The sequence below is a fragment of the Psychrobacter cibarius genome (assembly GCF_904845955.1).
In the GTDB taxonomy this organism is placed as follows: domain Bacteria; phylum Pseudomonadota; class Gammaproteobacteria; order Pseudomonadales; family Moraxellaceae; genus Psychrobacter; species Psychrobacter cibarius_B.
The window spans coordinates 255,406-281,823 of the sequence record NZ_CAJGYX010000003.1; the positions used below are offsets into that span (position 1 = coordinate 255,406).

The following is a 26,418-nucleotide window of genomic DNA, read 5'->3' on the forward strand; positions in this document are numbered from 1 at the left end:
AAACGCAGATAATCGCTGTCATATCTAACAGCGATTATCGAGCACTAACGAATTTAATAATGAGCGCTCAACAGTCGCAGTTACGCTAGCATACCACCATCTAGAGTAAAGGCATGACCGTTCATAAAGGTGCTTTCATCACTTGCAAGCCACGCAATCGCGGCAGACACTTCATTAACATCTCCCAAACGGCGCATTGGACTGGCCTTAACCGTTGCTTGCTGCGTACGCTCATCCATCATTGCCATGGTATTGCGTACCATTGGCGTATCGATGAAGCTTGGGCAGACCGCGTTAAAACGAATATTGGCGCGCGCGTACTCGTGAGCAGCGGACTTGGTCAGACCCATAACGCCGTGTTTAGCCGCACTATAGGCTGAGATCATCGGTGCTGAACGCAGACCAGCAATAGACGCTACGTTAATCACATGACCACCACCATTAGGTAGCATACAGTTGACGGCGGCGCGCATACAATGCCAAACGCCTTTTAAGTTAACAGCGATATTACGATCAAAATCATCATCGCTTAGCTCATGCATTGGTGAGGGCTTATGGTCGATACCAGCATTGTTTACCACCACATCTAGGCCACCAAGCGTTTCTACTGCGAAGTCGAACAACGCACGCACTTCGTCACCACTGGTCACGTCTACTTTTTTGAAGACAACACTGTTGCCAGCGTCTTGACCTTGCTTAGCAACCGCAGCGCCCATCTCTTCTGCCATATCCCCAATCACGACTTTTGCGCCGCGACTGGCCAGCAATAACGCGCTTGCTGCACCGATACCTGAGGCACCGCCCGTGATCAAAATTCGTTTACCCGTTACATCTGATGCAATTCCGTTTGTATTCAGTGTCATGATCTATCCCTCTACCTTAAGTACCAGTTTGCCGAAGTTTTCACCGTTAAAGAGCATCATTAAGGTATCTGGGAACGTCTCGATACCTTCAACGATATGGTCTTTTACTTTCATATCACCTGACTGAATCCAGCCAGCGATGTCTTTCATGGCGACTGGATATTCTTTGAGATTATCGAATACCACGATGCCTTCCATGCGGGCACGATTGACCAATAATGATAAATAGTTCGATGGGCCTTTGACTTCTGTGGTGTTGTTATACTGACTAATCGCACCGCAAATGACGATACGCGCATGCAGGTTTATTTGTGTGAGCACGTCATTCAGGATATCACCGCCTACGTTGTCAAAATACACATCGACGCCATCAGGACAGGTTTTTTTCAATGCTTTTTTCACATCTTCGTTTTTGTAGTCAATCGTTGCATCGAACCCAAGCTCATCGACTAAGAATTTACATTTCTCAGCACCGCCTGCGATACCGACAACACGGCAGCCTTTAATCTTGGCGATTTGACCAACCAAACTACCGACAGCGCCAGCAGCGCCAGAGACAACCACGGTCTCGCCCGCTTTTGGCTGACCTGTTTTTAGCAGACCAAAATACCCTGTCATACCCGGCATACCGAGTACACCCAAGTAATAAGACAATGGTGCAAGTTTTGGATCAACTTTATACAGATTGGCGCCATCACTGACGGCATAGGATTGCACGCCATCGTGACCTGCGATATAGTCACCAACGGCAAACTTCTCATGCTTACTTTCTATCACTTCGCCTACCGTACCAGCGCGCATGACGTCACCAATCTTTACCGGTGCAATATAAGATTTGGCATCGTTCAACCAACCGCGCATCGCCGGATCGATAGAGATATATTCAACCTTAATCAGTAGCTGACCATCGGTGATCGTCGGGATTTCTTTCTCGGTATAATCCCAAGTCTCAGCACTAGGCTCGCCTACCGGTCTTGCTTTTAAGCGCCATTGTTTATTTATCGTTGTCATGTCTCTTTCCTTAGAGTTGTTTTTAGAACCAGTCCGCTTGCATATCCGTGCAAACCGAGTTGGTATTGGTTAATAATTCGATGTCGCGTTTGATTAATGGTAATTCCCAATCGATGAAGTATTTGGCCGCTTGTATCTTGCCTTTGTAGAAATTCTGCTGCTCAATATCTTGGGTAGTGCTCAGTAGCTTCTCGGCTTTACTGGCTTGGCGAATCCAAATCCAGCTCAGTATAATTGAGGCAAAAATATTCATCAGTGCTTGAGCATTACCTGTTAGCGTTAATGCTTCCTCTGTCTGTAATACTTTGCTTAAATGAACTAATACTTCATGTAGCTGACCCATATAAGGCATCAGTTTACCCGCCAGTTGAGCGCTCTCAGGTGTAGTGATGCTTTCCAAATCTTGTGTGATTTCACGCTTTAGGATTTGAATGCCCAGACCGCCTTTTTGCCACAACTTACGAAATGACAAATCCAATGCCTGCACACCATTTGTGCCTTCATGGATGGGATTTAGGCGATTGTCACGCCAAAACTGCTCGGCTTGATACTCACGCGTATAACCTGCACCGCCCAATACTTGAATACCCAAGTCATTGGCTTTTGGCCCATATTCAGATGGCCATGCTTTTAGTACTGGGGTCAGCAAATCTAATAGCTCTATTAGCTCGTTTTTTAGCGTTTCGTCTTCACAAGTGTTGATACGGTCAATCAAGTTTGAGCCATATAGACATAATGAGATACCACCTTCAGAGTAGGCTTTTTGCGCGAGTAGCATGCGCTTTACGTCACCATGATTGATAATAGCGGTTGCCGCATCTTCAGGTTTATTGTTTGGGGCGATTCTGCCTTGCGTTCTGTCTTTGGCATAATCAAGTGAATACTGATAACCGCGATAGCCAACCATCGATGCACCAAAACCAACAGCGATGCGCGCCTCGTTCATCATTTTGAACATATAGCGCAGGCCGAAATGCTCTTCACCGATTAGATAACCACGGCATGCGCCTTCGTCACCAAAGCTCAGTGCCGTAGACGTCGTACCTCTATAGCCTAGTTTATGAATGAGTCCTGTCAAATGCACATCGTTGCGCTCGCCGACCGATGCATCCTCATTTAAGCGATACTTGGGCACAGCAAATAAAGAGATGCCTTTTACGCCACCTGGACCACCTGGCACTTTGGCCAATACCAAATGCACGATATTGTCAGACGGCTCATGATCACCTGCTGAGATATAAATCTTGCTGCCTTTGACACGGTAAGAACCATCGTCTTGTTTTACCGCAGTGGTTTTGATATCAGCAAGTGACGAACCTGCATGTGGCTCTGTTAATGCCATCGTTCCAGTAAACTCACCTGTCAGCATACGTGGCATAAAGGCGGCTTTAATCTCATCACTGGCAAAATGTGAAATGACATTGATTGCCGCTGTGGTCAAAAATGGATAAGCAGTCGTTGATGGATTGGCAGCCATAAAGTAGCCTGCCACGGCTGTCATGACCGTTTCAGGTAACTGCATGCCGCCGTCTTCAAAACTATAACGACCTGCGATAAAGCCAGACTCACGGAATGCATCGAAGGCGACTTTTACATCGCTTATCATGCTGACTTTTTTGCCATCAAACTGTGGCTCATTCTTATCCGCTACATGGTTATGCGGCAAGAACAGCTGGGTCGCAATTTTATTGGCCGTATCTAACACAGCATCAAATGTCTCGCGGCTATGCTCTGCAAACTTAGCATGCTCGGTTAAATTTTCAGTGCCCAACACATCATATAATTGGAACGGTAATTCAAAGTCATTAATAAGCGTATCTGCTGCCATAGTATTCTCGTTAACTGATTAAATTTGGTTATCAATCGATATTAATCTAATTTAACGCCTTACCGTATTGTCATTTATGACATAATTATGGTCAAATAAGACATAAACAGAGTATCTCACTGGTTAAAATCAACCAAATAATGGTTATTTTGGTAAGCACAGCAAAGGAAACGAGTGACTTATGCCCTATTTCAAACCGTTTAAAGTCATTGTTATTGGATTCGATGGTGTGCTCGGCAGTGCATTGACAGGTGCATTAGATTTATTCTCATTTACGGGTGTCAGTTGGCAACGATTTTTAGATGAGCCAGTAGAGCCACGATTTAATGTGCAGATAGCAAGCGTTGGTGGCGTGGATATCAGATGTAGCAACCGCTTAATCATGCAAGCGCATTGCGATATTCAGGAAGTGGCAGAATGCGACTTGCTATTAATTCCGACTATTGGTGATTCAATCGATAAAGTACTGAGCCGAAATGCGGAATTAATACCACATTTAAAACGGTTGGCAGACACCAAGTCAGATATAGCCAGTAACTGTAGCGGTGCATTTTTTTTGGCAAAGGCGGGACTGCTAGATAATAAAATCGCCACTACGCACTGGGGTTACGCCAGTAAGTTTAAGGCAGACTTTCCACTGGTGGACTTACAAGAAAACCAGTTTGTTACTCATTCAGAAAGCAACTCAACAAACCAATTGGGCAATATATTTTGTGCGGCGGGCGGTAGTGCATTTTATGATTTAGGATTGTTATTAATAGAGCGCTATTGCGGACGTGAGATTTCTACTCAAGTAGCCAAAACCCAAATCATCGATAGCAAACGAGGCAGTCAAAACAGCTACACCAATGTGACCTTGCATAAGCCGCATTCAGACCAATTGATCAAGCAGGTACAAGAATTCATTGAGGAAAATTTTTATCAGACTATTCAGGTAAGTAGATTGGCTGCCATGGTCAATATCACCCCGCGGACATTAAACAGACGCTTTCAGTCTGCTGTTGCTATGCGCCCGATTGAGTATATTCAAGCCGTCAGAATTGAGCAGGCAAAACGCCTATTAGAGTTAGGAGATGTGACCATAAAATCGCTTGCCGAGCAAGTTGGCTATGATGATATCTCTTCGTTCACACGCCTATTCAAACGTGCGACAGAGCTAACCCCCAAAGAATATCAAGATAAGTTTTCGCGGTTAGCGATTTAGTTATGGCAGTGAATAGCAATTAGGGATTAGCAGTTAGGGATTAGCGTTTAAGCATTCTGCCATAGCCCTTCGACATGGATAGCATCAGCCTTGATGGTTGGGTAATCGCTAAATGCCAACTGATAGCCACCAGCTGTATTGGAGCTAATTTGACACTTTGCGCCTAGTGGAAAGCTGTGTTTTTGTCCAATATGGCCAAAAGGCATACCACTATATATCGGCAATCCTGTTAGTTCATGCAATTGGCGAATGACTGTGGCGACATCATAACGTTTGTCATAGCTGTCCTCCCCTGTACCAGACAATGCACCAAATACAATCGCTTGTTGATTTTTAAAGACACCTGCCAGATACAAATCATATAGCATGCGCTCGATACGATAAGGTTGCTCGCCCACGTCTTCCAAAAAAACAATGCCGCCATCAATGCGCGGTAAATACTCGCTACCTGCCAGCGCTGACACCACGCTTAGATTACCACCCCATATAGTGCCCGTTATATTTTTTGGCTCAGTACTTGTCAAAATACTCGGTAAATTTGGACTGGTTAAGGTAGCGTCTGATATATCAATAACCAGATTAGGATTGGTTAGTGCTTCAACAAACTGTCGACAGCTGACTTGATCAGGGACAGTTTTTCCAAATTCACTATAGAGCATCGGTGCTGCAAGCGAACTCATATCACCTTTTGCCAATAATGCGCACTGAATAGCAGTCACATCACTAAAGCCCGCCAGTATCGTGCCGCGCTCCTGCATAATCCGTCCTAGCGTCAACCAATCAATCATCGGTAATATGCGCATTGCACCATAGCCGCCGCGCACGCCGAGTAACAATTTTGGGGCGGCTATTGCACCAGTAGCGAGGTTTTGTAAATCACTGGCTCGCTGCGAATCCGTACCAGCAAAACGCAGATACTGCCGATTGGTAATCGTAGGATTATTTACTTTGAAACCTGCACAGGCCATACGCTCCAATGCCAATTGATTGCGGTCATCGCTACCGCCCACATTAGAGCTGGCAAAAAGCCGCGTTTCAATCGTTGGCGTGATACAGCGTGTTTGCGTGAGTGACGGCTGTGATGATGAACGCTCATCCAATAACGCGGTTGGCAAATCATCCTTGGTGAGCTGCCGACTATTATTAGGGTCGATAGGGCTGGCGGCAAATACTTGAGAAATACTATAGGTCGCCAATGCCGCAGTACCCGCACTGATACCCACTCGACGCAAAAACTGCCGACGGTTTAGCCCAGATGTTGTTTCAATCGCTGTATGACCATTTTTATTTTTATCATCTGTTAATAACTGACTCTTGGAAAACATCTCTCTCTGCCACCTTATCGTTTTTATTTTGATATATTTTTGCATCATCTTTATTTTTGCAGTCTACTTGCTTAAACCACACAGCAGCATATTGTAAACGCTTTTTTGGCTATGGTAGTTGCCCAACCCTTACCACTATTTAATTTTTCGCCATGTTACACCAAAAACCTAGCACTATTGGCACATTCCGCGACTTTGTTGTAGTATGAGAATACCGATTTCGGTTAAATAAGGATAATAATAATGGCTGAGAAAGCGATTGATAAACAGAAAAAAGAGGACATATTGGATACCGATTTAGAGTACCTCATCAACGAAGAAGAAAAACTGCAAGAAAAGCTAAAAGACAGTAGCCATCTTGAGCGTTTTGCCAAAGATTTGATGCTATTCATGAGCTTGATTAAAGACTACTATCAAGGAAACTATCGCGATATTCCCTACAAGACCATTTCAGCAGGTGTGGTTGGACTGCTATATACTCTCAACCCAATCGATATCATTCCAGATTTCATACCTTTTATCGGTCATATTGACGATGCGCTAGTCCTCACCTTTTGCTTGAAGTTGGTCGAAAAAGATTTGCAAAAATATCAAACTTGGAAGAAAAAACAAACCGCTACTGACTTAAAGAAAAACAGGTAACTTTGTACAAGCTATCATCCTGAAATAATCGTTATAAAAAATAATCGTTATAAAAAGACCACGACTGACAATCAATGTATCAGCCGTGGCTTTTTTATTCATTAATAACAATTATTTATATGAGTTAATCTGGAACATCATAACGCGCTTTTTCTGGATTGAGACCGAACGAATAGACAAAGGTTGCAACGAGGCTATTGATAATAATAAACGGCAAATCGATAGCAGCATGCCCAAGCGCATAGCGACCAATCAGCCACGAAACAATCAGCATAATAATAAAGAAACCGCCTAAGTACGCCAAAATTGCAGGATGCTTTAGATTATAAGGTTGCTCAGGTTCAGGCTTCTTATCAAGTACATAGGTTCTGATTGCCCAACCAGCCACATAAGAAAATCCGCCCAATACCACGTAACTAAAAAAATTCATATTGCTTAACTCTAATGACATATGGTTTATAGAAAAACACTGTTTAAAACAAAACTATCGATCATAAATTCTGTTTATGAGCCATGCTTGTTTAGAGGCTCTCATTAACATTATCAATCACAATATAGGCATGTGGATTGGCTAAAATATCGGTATTAACATCACCACACTCGACACGATAGATGGTATTGGCACCGCGATAAATATAGGATAAGTATTCACTATCTAAGAGTGGATCGATATTGGCATAGGCAGGCTTCACATGAGCCAGTACTAGCACTCGATCAGGACGCCCAATGACCGCATCGACATTGTCAGGGTCAATAGAGAAAAACTGCGGGATTTCGCTATTTTTAATCACTTCTAGCGGCTCAGCGTCATCCCAAACGCGCGTCGCACTTGCCGGCTCTTTCATCTGCATCACCCACGAGCCATCCTGTTGACTGATTTTTATTTGGGCAGGCTCGTCATGACTAACCGTGTAACAACCTTCAAAAACCGATAAGTCTGTCGCCGCTTCGACCATTCCAGTATCAGCTTGAATGTTGCTATCGTTGCAAGCACTTAAAAATAGCGCGCTGCTCACCGCTATGCCGACTGGTAAGCACATCAGCCTTTTATAAAAAATGTTTGAGCGTAAGGACATAATAGGGTTATCCTGCATTCATGCATTAAACTTTTATGAAAAATTGTCTTTAAAAAAACTACCTTTAAACAGTGATGATGACAATCTTGCTATTAACGTGATTTTCTAGGGCATGTTTTCATCAACTATTGGCACTGTCGAATGATTTGCGCTACTAATTGACGCCAGCAAACTGCTATTTTTTCTGCTGCGTAGTCAATACCGTTTGATACTGTGTGTCGCAACACAGCTCATTTTAACAGAAAATAGCAAGGTTACTACTATGATCTGTGCTTTTGGCGACTTTGTGCATTACGATTGCCCATATCAACGATAGATTTGTTATACTCATTCCCAAAATATAACGGAAGCGCTGGTGTAAAAACAACGCTAGCAAAATCCCTCCAACCCTCCCTATGTTTATCAATTTTTAGGTCAATAATTTTTTATGTCAGACAATCGCACCTCAGCGCAGCCATTCAACACCAGTAACGCGATGAATCCGTTGGCCGCCAAATTAAACACCACTGTGGCCTATACGGATGGTGCCTGTAAAGGCAATCCGGGCGCTGGTGGCTGGGGCGCACATCTCATTTTTAGTGATGGACGTACACAAGATTTGTACGGCGGTGATGAAGAGACGACCAATAATCGCATGGAGTTGATGGGCGCGATACAAGCATTGACCCATAGCCCGCATGAGCACAACCTCGAGATTTGGACAGACTCAAGCTATGTCAAAAAAGGCATCACCGAATGGATAGAGGGTTGGAAAAAAAGAGGCTGGAAAACGGCAAGTAAAAAACCCGTCGCCAATCAAGACCTTTGGCAGCTATTAGATAAGCTGTGTCAACAGCGCGATGTTGACTGGCATTGGGTAAAAGGTCACGCAGGACATGCAGGCAATGAAAAAGCGGACGAGCTGGCAAACTTGGGCGTGACGTCCAGCAGTGAAGAATTATCGAGCATAGAGCCGCAAGACACAGCTAAAAAAGGGCAAATAATGCCTAATACAGCGCAAAATGCTGCTCACGATGACTGGCTAAGTTTCGATCCACTGGGTCTGGATATGACAGATGATGAGCTTGACGAAGATGTCATAGACACTGATAACGATACAAACCCTGCCGATGATATGATGAGTAAATATGCTGTAATAGAAGCCGATCGCTATCAGCATAATGCTAGCAAACCAATGAGTAAAATAGAGATGCCGGAAACCCAAACGTCTATGACTGATGCGACGATAAATGATCATGTGCCTGCTACCGTTACTGGCATAGAAGAAGCTAATACACCAAAATTTGACGGCGACACCAGCCGTGCCAATCCGTATTTCATACCGCTGCTGCCCAAACCTATCCATCGTCATGAGTCTGATCGCCAGCTCATTATGGATACTGAAACCACAGGTCTTGATCCGTTAAAAGGCGACCGTATTATCGAAGTCGGTATCGTGGAGATGATCGGGCGTAAATTTACGGGTGAAAAGCTCCACGTTTATATCAATCCACAACGCGGCATGGATGATGAAGTCATTCGTATCCATGGTATTTCTGAGGCATTTTTGACCGACAAGCCTACCTTTGATCAAGTTGCTCAGTCGCTCTATGATTTTATGGACGGCGCAGAAATCATCGCTCATAACGCCACCTTTGATATGAACTTCTTAAACATGGAGTTTGCCAAAGTTGGTATGAACGACTTTGCCGAGCGCGTACAAGTGACTGACTCGCTGGTCATGGCAAAGCAGCAATATCCTGGGCAAAAAAACACCCTAGACGCTTTAGTGCGTCGCCTAAACGTGGGAAAGCAAGATCGTACTTTTCACGGCGCCTTACTTGATTCAGAGATTTTAGCAGAAGTTTATCTGGCGATGACAGGTGGACAGGTTACACTCGCCATCGAAGAAGACACGCAAACAGATGGCGGGCAGACAGCCCACGCCAGTTTTGCCAATTTAGCGTCTTTATTGCTAGAATCCTCTATGGATGAAAATAGCAATAAAGAGTGGTATGCCGCGCTCGCAGAAGCGTATCCTGAGTTAAAAGCCAATATGTAGTCGCCGTATAAGCTGATGATATCAATCTTTGAGCAATAACATTTGTATAATATAGGCTTGATTATTGTTATATTAAGCGTTAAAACGTTACCAGCAAGTGCTTTTTCGAACATCATTTAAACCACCGCCATTCTCATCAGTACATTATGGAAAAACACCTATGAACCAGTCTGCGCAAATGAAGTTAACGGCCCCAACGCTTAGTGTTACTGATTTCAATCTACCATCGCTACATTTGTTGCATGATGAGATCATCGTAACCTTAAAAGATACTGAGATTCATCTGAGTGAATTTAATGATGATAATAGTCAAGCCCCTTTATTATTAGATTCTATCACTGTGCTAAAGCAGCTGTCTTGCATCTTTGAGCTGATATCTTTGGTTGGTGCAGAGGCTTTGAATACCGCTATTGTCAATGGTTTACAGCGCCTCTATGATAATGGTGATAATAACGATACCAGCTTGATTATGGACTTATCAGAAGCCATTATGACACTGGATCGCTATATCGAGTTTGTACTTTTGACAGAGTCGGTAGAGCCAACCTTGTTACTGCCTGTTATCAATAAACTCAATGCTCACGGGCAAGAAACCCCTATCACAGCAGACTATTTTGCAGCCTTTGGTAGCAGTAGTGTCATCATTGCCAACCCTGAACAAAACTTCCAACCACTTGACGAGCTTAACCTAGACACTGAACTACTAACTTATGCTTATCGTAGTGGTCTTGGAGTCGCTCTGCTCAATCAAGATGGCAACGTTAGCCCAGACGATCAGCAGAAACTTGACGCCATGAGTGCAGCGTGTGCTTTGATAGCATCAAACACCAGCAGTCTATTTTGGCAAGCGGCCACCGCAGCTGTCACGGACATTGCCACGATATTACCGCTAAATCTGAGTCAAAAACACACACTGATTTATTTAGAGCAGCAATTCCAAAGCTACTTGCCTGTGATGGACAAACGTTTTGCGGATTTGGTCAGTTTTGCTTGCCAGCGTGACAGTGATGCGGCGCAACGACTGCGTGAGCAATACGCCAGCAACCACTTGGAAAGCGCACAACTTGAGCAAATGAAACGTTTCTTATTCGGTCCTAATCGCGCCCTGACCGATACGCTGAACACCATCATTCAGACCCAAATTAATACCATCAAAGAAAATGTGGATAGCTACGCACGTGGTGATTCATTGAACCCTGTTGATATGCAAACCGCACAGATTATCGAAGAGCTAACAGAATTGAGCTCAGCGTTACGCTTGCTTGGTTTATCAAATGCAGCCAATAGTCTCAGCGTAGCAGCAGAAGCTGTTAGTCATTGGCAAACGCCCTCGCCTGATGATTTCGATCACTTGCTGTTGGCATTAATGCATGCTGAAAACGCCACCATTGCAATGGCAGAAATGCACACACCAGGGGCCATCTATTTGCCACTGAATAACCCGCATATCCCTTTACATCAGCTCAATACGGCTAATGATACTTTAATACAAGAAAGTCGTTCCGCTATTGCCAGTGCAGAACAAGCCATTAACGATTATCTGGCTGAGCCAGAGCGCGATATGCTCAATATCCAGAACATACCTGAGATGATGCGCCAAGTGGCAGGGGCTGTGCGCTTCTTACAGCTGCCAACACCTGCCAGCATGCTCAGTCAATTGGCCAATTATCTTCAGCAACGCATCGAAGGTGGACAACGTATTGAAGACAATACGCTTGCCTGTATCGCTGATGTTATTATGGCCGTCGATCATCATCTAGATGGTTTTGAGCACAATCGCCCAGTCAGCAAACAAGCATTAGATGTGGGACAGCAGAGCTTGAGTCATCTACTCGCAGCCTAATTTTTATCATACTTAAGCACTAAAATGATATTTTAATGGCGGCTTTTCTGCCATAGCCCTTCATTTATATATAGTCGATCCCATATAAGCTAGATACAAGCAAGGTGATTGAAAGCACTACGAATAGTAGTGCTAAGCGAGCCTGACTGACACCGTATCCGAATGATATAGGATTGACTTTACTTCAATTAAAAAAAAGTCTGTATCAACACTGATGCGTACTGACCTTAACCGGTTTGGAATTTTACCTATGACCAGCGCTTTTGTATTTAGTGATGACACCATTTTATGCCGCCAGCGACCTAATGGATGGTGGCCGGTGCAGCTTGAATTACCCCCATCCGCTACACATTCAGACGAGGAGACCCAGCTTGCTTATCAAGTTGGTCATGTCACGCTACTCGAAAGCCTAGCACCGCGTCACTGGTCGCCTGATGTCAATCCTACTAGCGCGAGTGTAGATATTCTAGAAAGTGCCGACAGTTCGATTAATACTCCCCACACCTTTACTGCGCAAGCGGCTAGCGCCATTACTTATGACTATGCAATTGCACATCACATTGCACTGCCCATCATCGCTGAGGGCAGTGGCAATGCGTTTGTTCCTTACCGCCAGCTGATTACTCAGTTGCCCGTGGCTTTGTCCGATCAGCTTAGCCAAGCGATACAGTTATTGCGCTGGCAAACAGATACACAGTTTTGTAGTCGCTGTGCTGCCCCAACCATTCATGCCAAACGAGATGAGCGTGCCATGGTCTGTCCAGTGTGCCGATTGCGCCAATACCCACGTGTACAACCCTGTGTCATCACGGCTATTACTCGCCCGAATCCGCAAACTGGTGAAATGCAGATTTTGCTAGCACATCATCATCGTTATGGACAGCAAAAAACAGCGCCTCATTTATTACAGTCGCCACAACCGTTACTATACGGTTTGATTGCAGGCTTTGTAGAAGTGGGTGAAAGCCTAGAACACGCGGTGGTGCGTGAAGTGGCAGAAGAGGTAAATATCAGCCTATCAGATATTCGTTACGTCAGCAGTCAGCCATGGCCATTTCCGTCTAATTTAATGCTAGGCTTTCGTGCTTCTTATGCAGCTGGCGAAATTGTTATCCAAGAAGATGAGCTGTCGCACGCCGATTTTTTTGATCTATCAAATTTGCCAAAAATACCCTCAAAAGGTAGCATTGCTTACGCGCTGATTGCACAAATTGCCAATGATCAAGGTATTTTGCTTTAATCTATAATATCAATGCAGCATTTATCAATATCGTTATTATCCTATTATTCTAATGTCAGCGCTCAGAGCACACTTAGCACTTAGCACTTAGCACTGATATTAAGGTTTTAAAGCATATGCAAAGCACCACTAGTAAAAATAGCACCCATATCCGTCTCACCAATTTGCCAATCTTGTTCAACACTTTGGATATAGAGCGCTTACCTGCGGACATACAAGCGAAGATCTCATATATTGATGCTTGTTTACCGCAAACACAATGTGGACTTTGCGAGCACCCAGACGGCTGCTTGCCCTATGCCGCCGCTATCGTGCTTGACAATGAGCCATACAATAAATGTGTACCCGGTGGTCAACCCGTTACCAATGCTATCGCTCAAATCATTAATATAGACAGTCATGAAGCGATACTTAGCGCGGCGCCTTCTCAGTGGCCAATAGATGCGACCTCTGAACGTCCGACTGAGGTACGTGCGGTGATCCGTGAAGATGATTGTATCGGCTGCACCAAATGTATACCTGCCTGCCCAGTCGATGCTATTGTCGGTACTGGTAAGCACATGCATACTATCTTTACAGATTTATGCACGGGCTGCGAGCTTTGCATCGCTCCTTGTCCAGTCGACTGCATCGATTTGGTCACTGTTGAACGGGAGCTGTCTAGCTCTGAACGTACCACAGAGCAAGAAGATTTAAGACAGCGCTATCATACTCATTTAAGACGCGTCACCGAGCAGCTGGCTGATAGTAGCAATAGTAGACCTGTGGTCAGCATGGTTGAAGCAAAACTAAACAATGCCGCTAGTCAATCGTTGAATATCAGCGAAGCACAAGCAAAAAACACCATTGCCGCAGCGAAGCTTCGTAGTAAAATTAAAAAGCTAGAAAAGCAGCTAAGTGTCCGTGCAAATGAGAGCAAACAAGTAGAGCTTGACGCATTGCAAGTAGAGTTAAGTCAGCTTTAACAGCGTAATTATCATTTGTTAGACAGTCTACCCAACATCGCTAAAATGAATTTATCCCGATATCTTGTATCAGTTATTAACTATCAATAGCCAAAAAATAGTAAGAATACTATGAGTAAAACCGTCAAACATAAAACTGCCGATACCCCGCCATCGAGACGAATGCCCAATCGTGACGTGCGTCCATTTTTTGAAAAGCTGGCAGCGACGATTGATGAGCCAGTTACGGAATTGAATTATAAGAGTAATTTTGAGCTGCTGATCGCAGTCATCTTATCTGCGCAGGCGACGGATGTAAGCGTCAATATTGCTACCAAGCAATTATACCCCATAGCAAATACACCTGAAGCAATCTTGGCATTGGGTGAAGACGGTCTAAAATCTTATATCAAAAATATTGGCTTATACAATGCTAAAGCCAAAAACGTCATCAAAACTTGCCGAGACTTAATTGAGAAATTTGACAGCACCGTCCCTGATAACCGCAAAGACTTAGAGTCTCTCGCTGGCGTTGGGCGTAAAACCGCCAATGTGGTGTTAAATACTGCCTTTGGTCAGCCAACCATGGCGGTCGACACTCATATCTTTCGGGTAGGTAATCGTACGGGACTTGCCACTGGCAAGAACGTCTTGGTCGTCGAAAATAAGTTGGTCGAGCGTATTCCAGAGGACTTCATCGTGGATGCGCATCATTATCTTATATTACACGGGCGCTATACCTGCCAAGCCCGTACACCCAAATGCGGGGCGTGTCCTGTTTATGACGAATGTATGTTTAAAGACAAAGCCAAGTTTTTGGAGCTATAATTTTTAGAACGATCGCTTTTAGAACGATAACTGCTCTAGGGCGTGTCCTCATTTTAAAAATGGTGATAAAAATGAGATAAATTGCCGTCAAACAAGGAAAGTAGCGCAAATAATATCGAGATATTAAGAAGCTATTTGACGATGTCTGGCAAAATTTAGCTATTTTTAGCGCATTTAGAAAGTAATCGATTGAATTGAGGACACGCCCTAGTTATAAAAGGTTTAATTTATCTACTTTATATGAATAAAACATAAATAGCGTGGTTAAAAAAGCAGTAGACGCCCACTTACTTTTGTAAATATTATTTAAAAATCAGGAAGCCAGATGCAGACACTGACCGCGCTATTATTCGATGATTTTGAGACTTTAGATCTATTTGGACCTATCGAGATGTTTGGCTGCTTACCTGAGCATTATCGTCTGCAATTTTCCTCCTTAAACGGCGGCATTATCCATAGTAAGCATGGCGTTGCGATGCAAACAGTCGCTGTCAGCGAGTTAGCGCATCAGACTGATATCTTGTTGATGGTTGGCGGCATGGGTACTCGCCAGCAAATCAATCACCGACCATTTTTGCAGACGTTAACAATCTTGGTTGACCATGCCGATTGGGTACTTAGCGTTTGTACGGGTAGCGCATTGTTGGCTAAGGCTGGCGTCTTAGATGACAAGCGCGCAACGTCTAATAAACTGTCATGGCAATGGGTGATAGCGCAATCTGACAAAGTCCATTGGGCCGAGCAAGCACGCTGGGTTGTTGATGGCAAATTTTATACGTCCTCAGGTGTCAGTGCAGGTATGGACATGGCGCTTGGTTTTATCGCCGACAGACATGACATCGATACAGCGCGCCAGATCGCTCACTATACTGAATATCGCTGGCAAGAAAATAGCGAGATTGATGACTTTTACCATGGTTAATCCATGCCTAGTTACTTCTTAGTATTATCCATCGCTAGAGTTTTACCTCGATACACGGTAAAATGTGCTAATTTTTTTATTCGTTTTCGCCTTTTATTTTTATATACATTTAATAATGACTGAGTTCGTAGAATACAGTCCCTGCAATTAAGCGATCCCATTATGCGTGAATACAACTTATTTACCTCAGAATCTGTGAGCGAAGGTCATCCTGATAAAATGGCTGACCAAATATCAGATGCCATCCTTGACGCCATCTTACGTGAAGATTTGCATGCACGCGTGGCATGCGAAACCTTGGTTAAGACAGGTGCTGTGATACTAGCAGGTGAAGTCACCACGACGGCAAATATCGATGTTGAGCGTATCGTGCGTGATACCGTAAACGGTATTGGTTATCACCACTCTGACTTAGGCTTTGATGGCGAAACATGCGCGGTCATCAATATGCTCGGCAAACAATCTCCTGAAATCGCTCAAGGTGTCGATCGTAGCGACCCTGAAGAGCAAGGCGCAGGTGACCAAGGTCTTATGTTTGGCTATGCCAGCAATGAAACTGATGTCTTGATGCCAGCCCCTATCGAATTTGCTCATCGTTTGATGGAACGCCAATCTGAGCTGCGCCGCGCAGGCGAGTTGCCGTGGTTACGTCCAGATGCCAAGGCGCAAGTGACCTTAAGATATGATGGTAGCAAGCCTGTTGCCATTGATGCCGTGGTGCTATCAACGCAACACGATCCAAGTATCTCGCAAAAAGATCTGCAAGAAGCAATAATGGAATCTATCATCAAACAAGTATTGCCTGCTGAATTATTGCATGCTGGCACGCGCTATCATATCAACCCAACGGGTAAGTTTGTGATTGGCGGTCCTGTAGGTGATGCTGGATTGACAGGTCGTAAAATCATTGTTGATACTTATGGCGGTATGGCGCGTCATGGCGGCGGTGCATTCAGTGGTAAAGATCCATCAAAAGTAGATCGCAGTGCTGCGTACGCCGTGCGTTATGTGGCTAAGAATATCGTTGCGGCAGGACTTGCTGAGCGCTGTGAAATACAGGTCAGCTATGCCATTGGTGTCGCTGAACCAACCTCTATCTCGGTCAATACTTTTGGTACGAATAAAATCAGCAATGATGAAATCATCCGTCTGATTCGCACCCATTTTGATCTGCGCCCTTATGGCATTACCCGTATGCTAAACTTATTGCAGCCAATGTATCAGCAAACGGCGACTTTTGGTCATTTTGGTCGCCCTGGCTCTGAAACTGCTTTTACGTGGGAAAAAACAGACAAAGCTGAGATCTTAAAAGCAGACGCTGGTTTGTAAAAATATCACGTTGCACCCCTTACAAACCTTCTTTATAAATTTAAAATTACCGACACTTATTAGGAGTCGCTTATGTCTCAAGACAATATGCAAGACAGCAACATTCAAGAAAGCAATGTTGACGCTAACATTGAGATTACCCCTGAAATGCAGGCATTTTATCAACGTGCTGATGCCATCATTGGTATCGCAAACAGTCAGTTGGGTTCTGAAGCGCATTCAGGACAAGTAGGTGCATCACTACTTTATGCAGCCGCACGTTATAGCGCATCTGTCGCTTCTATCGGCTTTGTCAAAGGCGATGACTTTGCCAAAGAAAAAGATGATATCGTTGAATTTTATGTCAAACAGTATCGCCAAATGCTGAGCGACAACCTGACTGATTATGCGCAGAACTTTGATAAAAATATGTTCAGCTTAATCAAGATGACAAAGCAGCCAAATAGTTCTATAGCCTTTAGCTAGCATTTATAAAATGGCTGGTATAGTCAGTTCGATTTAAAAGTAGTACAAGGCAACCGAGTGTAGATGTATATTTAATACTTCAAGCGAGGTTAACGCAGTAATATTTTTATAGTGGAATGACTATAGTGATGCTTAAACCCAAGCTTAATCATAGGCTTGAGTTTTTTATTAATCATGATTTGGTAGATGACTGCTGATAAATAGGCTACTATCAATTAAAACCACCTTGTTCATCACATGGTTGCAACCAGCTATCGATAACAGGGATTTACCGAATACTATTTATAAGGACATATGATTATGAACCACTTATTCAAATCATGGCGATCATGCCTGTCATTATTAGGGTTATTAGTTACTATGGCTTTAGCTGGCTGTAATAACATCCAAAGCATCGATACGCCTGACACCGCCCCTATTCATAGCACTGGACACAGCCAACAGAACAGCGACAACCCTTTCATCAAATGCCCACCTTACAACCCTGAGCAAACGATGTGTACCGCGCAATATGATCCTGTGTGTGTCAAAGTAAAAACCAGCTCAGGATTTAGTTATCGCACTGCGGGCAACTCATGTTCGGCATGTGGCACAACGGCAGCAGTAGGTTATGTTAAAGGACAGTGCTCATAACCTTGCTTTATAACTTTGGCTTCATAACTTTGTGTAAATACTTTATATCAAACTAAAAAAGACAATTAAATCATACAAAAAAGCACCCGCTTAATCATAGGCGGGTGCTTTTTTATTATTTTTCAGATCAATAAAATCTAACCTTCAGGTTTTTCAATATCAGGTGGACCTGTCAGCAAATCTTCATCACGAAACTCATTAGCTGAATTATGCTCTGCTGACTCTTCGGTGACAAACCATTGCTGGTTGCGATACAGTATCAAACGATCTCGACTCAAGCCGCGTAATAAGGAGTACATCATAACGACTATCACAATTGCAAAAGGAAAACCTGACACAATTGAAGCCGCTTGTAGCGCACTCAAGCCACCTGCTGCTAATAGTACGGCAGCGATGACACCCTCTGTACCCGCCCAAAAAAGGCGCTGTATTTTAGGTGGATTGGCATCGCCACCTGAGGTCAACATATCAATGACAAAACTGGCCGAATCCGATGACGTGACAAACCAAAGCACAATCATCACTACGATAAGCAAGTTCAAAGCTGACGTAAATGGATAAGATTCCATCAGTTTAAAGATGGCACTACCAGTATCTGCTTGGACAGCCTCAATCAAGCCAGGACTAATGAGACTGGGATCAGCGGCTGCCATTAATTCCATATTAACGGCTGAACCACCGAAAGCGGTGAACCATAAGAACAAAATAGTAATAGGAATTAATAACACCCCTAAGATAAACTCACGAATGGTTCGACCACGAGAGATACGAGCTACGAACACACCAACGAAAGGCGACCAGCTTATCCACCATGCCCAATAGAAAATCGTCCATGATGCTTGCCAGTTTTCTTGACCATCATACGATTCTGTCCAAAGACCTAATGGCACAATTTGATGTAAATAGTTGCCGATGTTTTCTACAAAGCTATTAAAGATAAACTGGGTCGGGCCTAAAATAATCACAAAACTGAGCAATATCACAGTAAATAATATATTGGTATCACTTAAGCGCTTAATCCCCTTATCTAGCCCCATAAATAGAGACAGACCTGCCAACATAGTGATTAAGGCAATCAAAATAATTTGCACTGTAATATTATTGGGTATGCCAAATAACGTCTCAAGACCTGAGTTAATTTGCAATACCCCAAGACCTAAAGTGGTCACTACTCCAAACATCGTACCAAATACCGCTAGTGTATCGACCGTATGACCCCAGCCACCATAAATCTTTTTGCCCAAGATAGGATATAGTGTCGAACGGATGGCCAGCGGTAAGCCCACTCGGTAATGGAAATAAGCCAATGACAACGCGACCATGCCATAGAGCGCCCACACATGTAAACCATAATGCAAGAACGAGATATTCATCGCTTGCTTGGCAGCAGCCACTGTTTCAGCTTCTCCTAGCGGCGGCGCCATAAAATGGTACAAGGGTTCAGCCGTCCCCCAGTAAAGCAGGCCTATACCGATGCCCGCAGAAAATAGCATGCCAATCCAAGATACTAGATTGTATTCTGGTTTCTCATTTTGATGACCAAGCCTGATATCGCCATAACGACTAAATATCATGTAAATACTCATCACCAACGTTAAGTTGACCACCACAATAAAGAACCAGCCAAAACGCAAAGACACGAATGCTTTGGCATGACCAAACAACAATTCTGCTTGCTCATTAAAAAGAGCACCAAAAATAATGAACACAAGAATTAATAACGCTGAAGTTAAAAACACAGGTTTACTTACCCGCGGAAAAGGGCCTAAGCGGCCAACTTTTACATGATCCATTTAGTCATCTCAATTTTTGAAGGGGCTCACCTTAACAAGATACTGCACAACTATCAAATCGAATCAGACACTTTATAACCTTGCTATTGGTTAGCAAATAAAAAAATCCTAAGATAACGATGCATCTTAGGATTTCAAATCACAATTGTTATATTGTGTTTTTACGTAAAAAAAGAAGAAGCTAACTGCCTGATTCATTTCATAAAAACAGTATTAAAGCTGATATATAGAATCTGCTAATCACCTTTCACTATTTTAGGTGGTCCTTTTAACAAGTGCTCATCAGCAAACTCATTGGCTGAATTATGATCTGCAGATTCTTCGGTGATAAAGTGCTGCTGAGCGCGATACAGTATCAATCGATCTCGGCTTAAGCCACGAAGTAAGGCATACATCATGACAAATATCACTAAAGCAAATGGCAGTCCAGCCACAATAGCGGCGGCTTGCAATGCGCCTAATCCGCCTGCTGCTAACAATATAGCGGCAATCAAACCTTCCATAATCGCCCAAAATAAACGTTAAATCTTAGGTGGGTTGGTATCGCCGCCCGCCGTCAACATATCAATGACGAAACTTGCTGAATCCGATGAAGTCACGAACCATAAAACAATCATAACAACGATGAGCAAGGTAATTGGTTTCGCGAATGGATAATACTCAACCAGCTTGAAAATAGCGCTACCCGTATCTGCTTGCACCGCTTCCACCAATCCTGGACTGGCCATAGCCGGATCAAGCGCCGCTAAAAGCTCCATATGGATAGCGACACCACCGAAAGTGGTGAACCAGAAAAACAAAATCAGCATTGGAATCAATAATACACCCAATACAAACTCACGAATGGTACGACCGCGACTGATACGAGCGATAAATACGCCGACAAACGGTGCCCAACTTACCCACCACGCCCAATAGAATATCGTCCAACCACTCTGCCAATCCGTATTACTATAAGCCTCGCCCCATGTTGATAACGGAATCATGGCAACGACATAATTACCAATATTTTCTATAAAACTATCAAAAATAAATAAGGTTGGTCCTAAGATGACCATAAAGGCCAAGAGCACACCTGTAAAACCCATATTAATGTCACTTAGGCGCTTGATACCTTTATCAAGACCAAGCATCAATGAGCCACATGCCAATGCGGTCACAAAGGCAATAATAATAAACTGTACGGTTAAAGAATTTGGTATACCGAATAAATTTTCAAGACCTGAATTGATCTGCATAACCCCTAGACCTAAGGAAGTTACCACACCAAACATCGTGCCGAACACGGCTAGAATATCCACCGTATGACCCCAGCGACCATATATTTTCTCGCCTAATAACGGGTATAGCGTCGAGCGAATCGACAATGGCAGTCCACGGCGAAAGTGGAAGTAAGCCAGCGCCAATGCCACAATGGTATAAATCGCCCAAGCATGTAGTCCCCAATGTAAAAATGAGATACTCATGGCTTGCTTGGCCGCTTCTATTGTTTCCGCCTCACCGAGTGGTGGTGCCATAAAGTGATACAAGGGCTCAGCCGTCCCCCAATATACCAGTCCAATACCGATACCAGCAGAGAACAACATCCCTATCCAAGAAAACAAACTGTACTGCGGTTTTTCTGTTTGTTGACCTAAACGGATGTCACCATAACGGCTCGCTGCTAGATAAATACAGAATACCAGCGCAACGTTCATTAATATAACAAACATCCAGCCGAACTTATCCGTAATAAAATTCTGCAAAAAGCTAAATAGTGCACCAGCGGTTTCAGTAAAGAAAGCACCAAAGATAATAAATCCAACGATAAGTAGCGCTGAAGTAATAAACACAGGTTTACTTACCCGTGGAAAAGGGCCTAACCTGCCAACTTTTACATGATCCATTTGTTTGTTAGCCTTAGTTTTTTAGGAAGAATACCTTAACAAGATACCTCTTAACTATCAAATCTAATTAACTATTTACGTTTTTCTTATTGACAGAAATAGACCAAAACCATTTAGTAGTCTACCCTACAATAGTGAAAACGCTTGAAAAGCAACTGCTATTGATGGTTACTGCGGTATTAATTGTAATAATCTGCTAGCATTGCCGTCCTCTAATACCCAAACTTGTCCATCTACATTTAACACACTACGAATACGCTCGCCCATATCATAGCGATAGCGCTCAGTCGCGCGGCTATTTTCATCAAAATCGACGACTATCAGCGCTTTAGAGGATAAACCACTAATGAGCGCATTACCTTGCCACGCTGGGAAATCATTATATTTTCCAGCGTTATAAATACTCATCGATGAGGGTGATATCACTGGCGTCCAACTAATTTTGGGCGGCGTAAACTCAGGACGCGTCTCATGGTCAGGAATATCCGTGCCTGTATAGTTACGCCCATTTGATACGATTGGCCAGCCGTAGTTATGACCTTTTTCAATGAGATTAAATTCATCACCGCCCCGTGGTCCCATCTCATGCGCCCAAAGCCTACCTTTTTCATCGAACGCCATACCCAATACATTACGATGTCCTATACTCCAAAACTGTGCGGCAATGTCATTGCTATTATCTACAAAAGGATTGTCTGCTGGCACTGAGCCATCAAGATTTGACCTAATAATTTTGCCCAAATTGACGCTCATATCCTGTGCTGGTGTTTTTTCTTGGCGCTCGCCTGAACTGATATATAAATATTTTCCGTCAGGCGAGAAAAGCAAGCGATGACTATAATGCCCCTGCCCTTTTACTTTCGGTATTTGCTCCCAAATGGGCGTAAGATCCTGCAAACGAGGCTTGGCTGTATCCAATCCTATCAATGTCGCTTTGATGACTTTAGCGCCAAATTTATTATTATCAGTGTCATTCCCTGCTTCAACGTAGCTCATATAGACATGATTAGAAGTAGCAAAATCTGGTGCAAGAACGATATCGCCAAGACCACCTTGCCCACCATAAGCCACTTTCGGTATACCACTGATGGTTGTCTTGGCACCTGTTGCCGTATCAACAATGAATAACTCGCCTGTCTTTTGGGTGACAAGTAATTTAGGGGGTTCATTATTAACGGTAGGTAATGCTGTCATTGCCCAAGGCTCATCAAACGTAGCAATTTTCTTGGTGATAAAGGCGGGTTTTTCGGTACTTGCTAGCGACTCACTAGCAGAGGCTTGTTCTTCTCTATAGTCTGTCAGGTCTTCATGGGTATTGACGGCAGTTTGATTGGAGCAAGCAGGAGCACTAAACAGCAGTGCGCTGATCATTATCGGTAACATTAATGGCGTGCTTAGGTGCTGCATACTGATGATCGTCATTTTGTCGTCTCCGTAACTGTTGATGTCTTATTCCTATTGCTTAGTTTTTAGTGCTTAGTTTATTTATAACATAGTCAAAGCACTCAAACCGTAAATAATAATAGCGCACAAAAAAACCCCTTACCTGCCTGTAGAAAAAATAGGCAAGTAAGAGGTTGGTTTTAAACCACGGTCAGTTAGAGTTAGATATTAATTCATGCTACGTTTCTCAAACACCAACTTATCATCTGCGCCGACATCGACTTTGATGATATCTCCTGCGCCAAAATCACCAGCCAATAGCTTCAATGACAATGGGTTTTCAATCTCCTGTTGGATCGCACGTTTTAGTGGGCGTGCGCCATAGACAGGATCATAACCAATCGCAACCAGTTTGTTCATCGCATCAGCTGATAACTCAATATCCATCTCACGCTCATGCAAGCGCTGACGTAAGCGATCCAACTGAATCGCAGCAATACCTGACATCTGCGACATACCGAGCGGATGGAATACCACAATCTCGTCGATACGGTTGACAAACTCTGGGCGGAAATGCTGCCCAACTGATTCCATCACCTCAGCTTTGATGTCTTCGTAACTTTCACCGACCATCTCTTGGATTTTATGCGAACCCAAGTTACTGGTCATAATGATGACCGTGTTTTTGAAGTCCACCACGCGACCCTGTGAGTCCGTTAAGCGACCATCGTCCAATACTTGTAGCAAGATATTGAACACATCAGGGTGCGCTTTTTCAACTTCATCAAACAAAATCACACTATAAGGCTTACGGCGTACCGCTTCCGTTAATGCACCACCTTCTTCGTAGCCCACATAACCTGGAGGCGCACCCACCAAACGACTGACACTGTGCTTCTCCATATACTCACTCATGTCGATACGAACAATCGCATCCTCACTATCGAATAAGAAGTTCGCTAGTGACTTGGTCAATTCAGTCTTACCGACACCCGTTGGTCCTAAGAATAAGAACGAACCTGAAGGGCGATTCGGATCAGACAAACCAGCACGGCTACGGCGTACCGCATTGGCTACCGCTTCGACTGCTTCATCTTGACCGATGACGCGTTCATGGAGCTTTTCTTCCATCGCTATCATCTTGTCACGCTCGCCTTGCATCATTTTACTCACAGGAATACCTGTCGCTGCCGCTACGACTTCGGCAATTTCATTATCCGTGACTTTATTACGTAGTAGTTTTACACCACTACCTTCGCCTGTCTGCTCTTTTTGTTCTGCCAAGTCAGACTCAGTAATGCGGCGCTCAAGCTGCGGAATCGTTTCATACTGCAGCTTACTCATAGTCTCGTAATCACCTTCACGACTGGCTTTGTCATAGGCGATACGCGCTTTATCCAACTCGTCTTTTAGCTGCTGACTGCCTTTGACCAAGGCTTTTTCTGCTTGCCAAATCTCATTAAGGTCAGCGTACTCTTTTTCTAGCTCTTCAATTTGTGCATCAAGCACTTTACGCTCGGCTTGCGCACCAGCGTCTTCTTCATTTTTGAGTACTTCGCGCTGCACTTTCAACTGAATCAAGCGACTATCAAGCTTACCTAAAGCTTCAGGCTTGCTGTCCATCTCCATACGCAGACGACTTGCCGCTTCATCAATTAAATCAATCGCCTTATCTGGCAGCTTACGATCGGTAATATAGCGATGACTCATGCGCGCGGCAGCAATAATCGCGCTGTCTTGAATATCAACACCATGATGCAGCTCATAACGCTCTTTTAAACCACGCAAAATCGCAATGGTATCTTCGACCGTTGGCTCATCGACCAGCACCTTTTGGAAACGACGCTCAAGCGCGGCATCTTTTTCGATATACTGGCGATACTCATCGAGTGTTGTCGCACCGACACAGTGTAGCTCACCACGCGCAAGCGCAGGTTTTAGCATATTACCAGCGTCCATCGCGCCATCGGCTTTACCAGCACCTACTAAAGTATGCAACTCATCGATAAATAAGATGACATTGCCTTCTTGCTTTGATAAGTCGCTAAGTACCGCTTTGAGTCGCTCTTCAAACTCACCACGGAATTTTGCTCCCGCAATCAATGAGCCCAAATCTAACGACAATACTTCTTTGCGGCGTAGTCCTTCTGGTACCTCACCATTGATGATTTTTTGTGCCAAACCTTCAATGATAGCCGTTTTACCAACACCTGGCTCACCAATCAGTACTGGGTTATTTTTGGTACGACGTGACAGTACTTGAATGGTACGACGAATCTCTTCATCGCGACCAATCACAGGGTCAAGCTTACCAAGTTCCGCCTGCTCAGTTAAGTTAATGGTATATTTATTCAGCGCATCACGCTGATCTTCAGCATTTTGATTATTCACGGTATCATCACCTCGCAATTGCTCAATGACTGTTTTTAATTTACTCGCTGTTACGCCCGCACTCTCAAATATCTTTTTGGTTTCACCTTGCTCAGCGAGCGCCAACATCACCCATTCAGTGGCGATAAAATCATCGCCTTCTTTCTGCGCTTGACGGTCTGCCAAGTTCAAAATTTTAACCGAATTTGGGTTTAAATTCACATCACCGGTTGGCTCACTAATCGTTGCTTGATTGTCGAGCGCCTTTGCCACACCATTCTTTAGCGCAGGGATAGACGCGCCTGCTTGTTGGCAGATAGATAAATTAGACTCATCCTGTAGCAATACTGCAAGCAGATGCACAGGGTCAATACCTGTATGGTCACGTCCCAATGCTAGGCTCTGTGCTTCTTGAATGGCTGATTGTAGTTTCTGGGTAAATTTTTCGAACCTCATAATTGTATCCTTTTATAATTAGTATTATCAGTCAGTGGATGCAACATAAAACACCGAACGCGCAGCATTTAAAACATAGCGCTTATCGTCAATTTTATCGTGTCTCAATCACCGTTAGTTGTTATATATATAGGGTATAACATACAAGATTTCAACCTACTTGTGCAATTTGTCAATCAATTTCTATGACTTATTAGTAAATACTGAAAAATAGTAAGATTTTATATAGGCAAAAACCTTACCCATAGCAATGATATTATCACAAACTATCAATAGGCACACTAAGAGAATATTTCAAGAGAATAAATAAAAAAACAACTAAAAGAGAGGCTTGCT

20 protein-coding genes and 1 pseudogene are annotated in these 26,418 nt (G+C 43.7%); 11 read left to right on the top strand and 10 right to left on the bottom strand.

Going from position 1 to position 26,418, the window contains the following annotated elements; all coding sequences use genetic code 11:
- Positions 1-80: 80 nt before the first annotated feature.
- Genes JMV76_RS07830 through JMV76_RS07840 form a run of 3 tightly spaced genes read right to left on the bottom strand, consistent with a single transcriptional unit; the run spans position 81 to position 3,702 of the window.
- Entirely contained in the window at positions 81-863 is a 783-nt protein-coding gene (locus JMV76_RS07830) for an SDR family NAD(P)-dependent oxidoreductase (RefSeq protein WP_201502256.1), read from the bottom strand.
- A 3-nt stretch (positions 864-866) separates the two neighbouring features.
- Positions 867-1,874, bottom strand: a complete 1,008-nt coding sequence (locus tag JMV76_RS07835; protein WP_201502257.1) for an NADP-dependent oxidoreductase — start codon at positions 1,872-1,874, stop codon at positions 867-869.
- Between the two features lie 22 nt (positions 1,875-1,896).
- On the bottom strand, positions 1,897-3,702 hold the full coding sequence (locus JMV76_RS07840; RefSeq protein ID WP_201502258.1) for an acyl-CoA dehydrogenase: 1,806 nt from the start codon (positions 3,700-3,702) through the stop codon (positions 1,897-1,899).
- 181 nt (positions 3,703-3,883) lie between these two features.
- Between JMV76_RS07840 and JMV76_RS07845 the strand changes: the two genes are divergently transcribed.
- Positions 3,884-4,906 carry a GlxA family transcriptional regulator gene (locus JMV76_RS07845; RefSeq protein ID WP_201502259.1) on the top strand — a complete coding sequence of 341 codons (1,023 nt, stop codon included), beginning with the start codon at positions 3,884-3,886 and terminating at the stop codon, positions 4,904-4,906.
- 47 nt (positions 4,907-4,953) lie between these two features.
- On the opposite strand, the gene JMV76_RS07850 is transcribed toward JMV76_RS07845, so the two are convergent.
- Positions 4,954-6,231, bottom strand: a complete 1,278-nt coding sequence (locus JMV76_RS07850) for an LD-carboxypeptidase (protein WP_201502260.1) — start codon at positions 6,229-6,231, stop codon at positions 4,954-4,956.
- Positions 6,232-6,474: 243 nt separating this feature from the next.
- Here JMV76_RS07850 and JMV76_RS07855 point away from each other — a divergent pair, with 243 nt between their 5' ends.
- Positions 6,475-6,873: a YkvA family protein gene (locus tag JMV76_RS07855; RefSeq protein ID WP_045451457.1), complete on the top strand. Its 399-nt coding sequence runs from the start codon at positions 6,475-6,477 to the stop codon at positions 6,871-6,873.
- 124 nt (positions 6,874-6,997) lie between these two features.
- Here the strand turns inward: JMV76_RS07855 and JMV76_RS07860 are convergent, their stop codons facing one another.
- Entirely contained in the window at positions 6,998-7,303 is a 306-nt protein-coding gene (locus JMV76_RS07860) for a hypothetical protein (RefSeq protein ID WP_201502261.1), read from the bottom strand.
- Between the two features lie 91 nt (positions 7,304-7,394).
- On the bottom strand, positions 7,395-7,949 hold the full coding sequence (locus JMV76_RS07865; RefSeq protein ID WP_201502262.1) for a hypothetical protein: 555 nt from the start codon (positions 7,947-7,949) through the stop codon (positions 7,395-7,397).
- 427 nt (positions 7,950-8,376) lie between these two features.
- Between JMV76_RS07865 and dnaQ the strand changes: the two genes are divergently transcribed.
- The 9 genes from dnaQ to JMV76_RS07910 all read left to right on the top strand — a co-directional run bounded on the left by dnaQ (position 8,377) and on the right by JMV76_RS07910 (position 18,194).
- Entirely contained in the window at positions 8,377-9,990 is a 1,614-nt protein-coding gene (dnaQ, locus tag JMV76_RS07870; RefSeq protein ID WP_201502263.1) for a DNA polymerase III subunit epsilon, read from the top strand.
- 160 nt (positions 9,991-10,150) lie between these two features.
- Positions 10,151-11,833 (top strand): hypothetical protein, encoded by a 1,683-nt coding sequence (locus JMV76_RS07875; protein ID WP_201502264.1) that lies wholly within the window; start codon positions 10,151-10,153, stop codon positions 11,831-11,833.
- A gap of 250 nt (positions 11,834-12,083) precedes the next feature.
- Positions 12,084-13,073 carry an NAD(+) diphosphatase gene (nudC, locus tag JMV76_RS07880; RefSeq protein ID WP_201502265.1) on the top strand — a complete coding sequence of 330 codons (990 nt, stop codon included), beginning with the start codon at positions 12,084-12,086 and terminating at the stop codon, positions 13,071-13,073.
- A 116-nt stretch (positions 13,074-13,189) separates the two neighbouring features.
- The gene (locus JMV76_RS07885; protein ID WP_201502266.1) at positions 13,190-14,038 is read left to right on the top strand and encodes an RnfABCDGE type electron transport complex subunit B; all 849 of its coding nucleotides are present in this window, start codon (positions 13,190-13,192) and stop codon (positions 14,036-14,038) included.
- 111 nt (positions 14,039-14,149) lie between these two features.
- Complete coding sequence (gene nth, locus JMV76_RS07890; RefSeq protein WP_201502267.1) at positions 14,150-14,845, top strand: endonuclease III; 696 nt, start codon at positions 14,150-14,152, stop codon at positions 14,843-14,845.
- Positions 14,846-15,170: 325 nt separating this feature from the next.
- On the top strand, positions 15,171-15,767 hold the full coding sequence (locus JMV76_RS07895; protein ID WP_201502268.1) for a DJ-1/PfpI family protein: 597 nt from the start codon (positions 15,171-15,173) through the stop codon (positions 15,765-15,767).
- 162 nt (positions 15,768-15,929) lie between these two features.
- Complete coding sequence (gene metK / locus JMV76_RS07900) at positions 15,930-17,096, top strand: methionine adenosyltransferase (RefSeq protein ID WP_045451444.1); 1,167 nt, start codon at positions 15,930-15,932, stop codon at positions 17,094-17,096.
- 72 nt (positions 17,097-17,168) lie between these two features.
- Positions 17,169-17,561, top strand: coding sequence for a DUF3144 domain-containing protein (locus JMV76_RS07905; RefSeq protein ID WP_227690208.1), 393 nt, complete (start codon positions 17,169-17,171; stop codon positions 17,559-17,561).
- 300 nt (positions 17,562-17,861) lie between these two features.
- Positions 17,862-18,194, top strand: coding sequence for a hypothetical protein (locus JMV76_RS07910; protein ID WP_045451442.1), 333 nt, complete (start codon positions 17,862-17,864; stop codon positions 18,192-18,194).
- A gap of 137 nt (positions 18,195-18,331) precedes the next feature.
- Here JMV76_RS07910 and JMV76_RS07915 read toward each other — a convergent pair whose 3' ends face one another.
- From JMV76_RS07915 to clpB, 4 genes and pseudogenes are all read right to left on the bottom strand, one after another.
- On the bottom strand, positions 18,332-19,987 hold the full coding sequence (locus JMV76_RS07915; protein WP_201502269.1) for a BCCT family transporter: 1,656 nt from the start codon (positions 19,985-19,987) through the stop codon (positions 18,332-18,334).
- 236 nt (positions 19,988-20,223) lie between these two features.
- Positions 20,224-21,873: pseudogene (locus tag JMV76_RS07920) on the bottom strand (BCCT family transporter).
- Between the two features lie 168 nt (positions 21,874-22,041).
- Positions 22,042-23,295: a PQQ-dependent sugar dehydrogenase gene (locus JMV76_RS07925; protein ID WP_201502270.1), complete on the bottom strand. Its 1,254-nt coding sequence runs from the start codon at positions 23,293-23,295 to the stop codon at positions 22,042-22,044.
- A 189-nt stretch (positions 23,296-23,484) separates the two neighbouring features.
- Positions 23,485-26,082: an ATP-dependent chaperone ClpB gene (clpB, locus tag JMV76_RS07930; protein ID WP_201502271.1), complete on the bottom strand. Its 2,598-nt coding sequence runs from the start codon at positions 26,080-26,082 to the stop codon at positions 23,485-23,487.
- Positions 26,083-26,418: the final 336 nt, after the last annotated feature.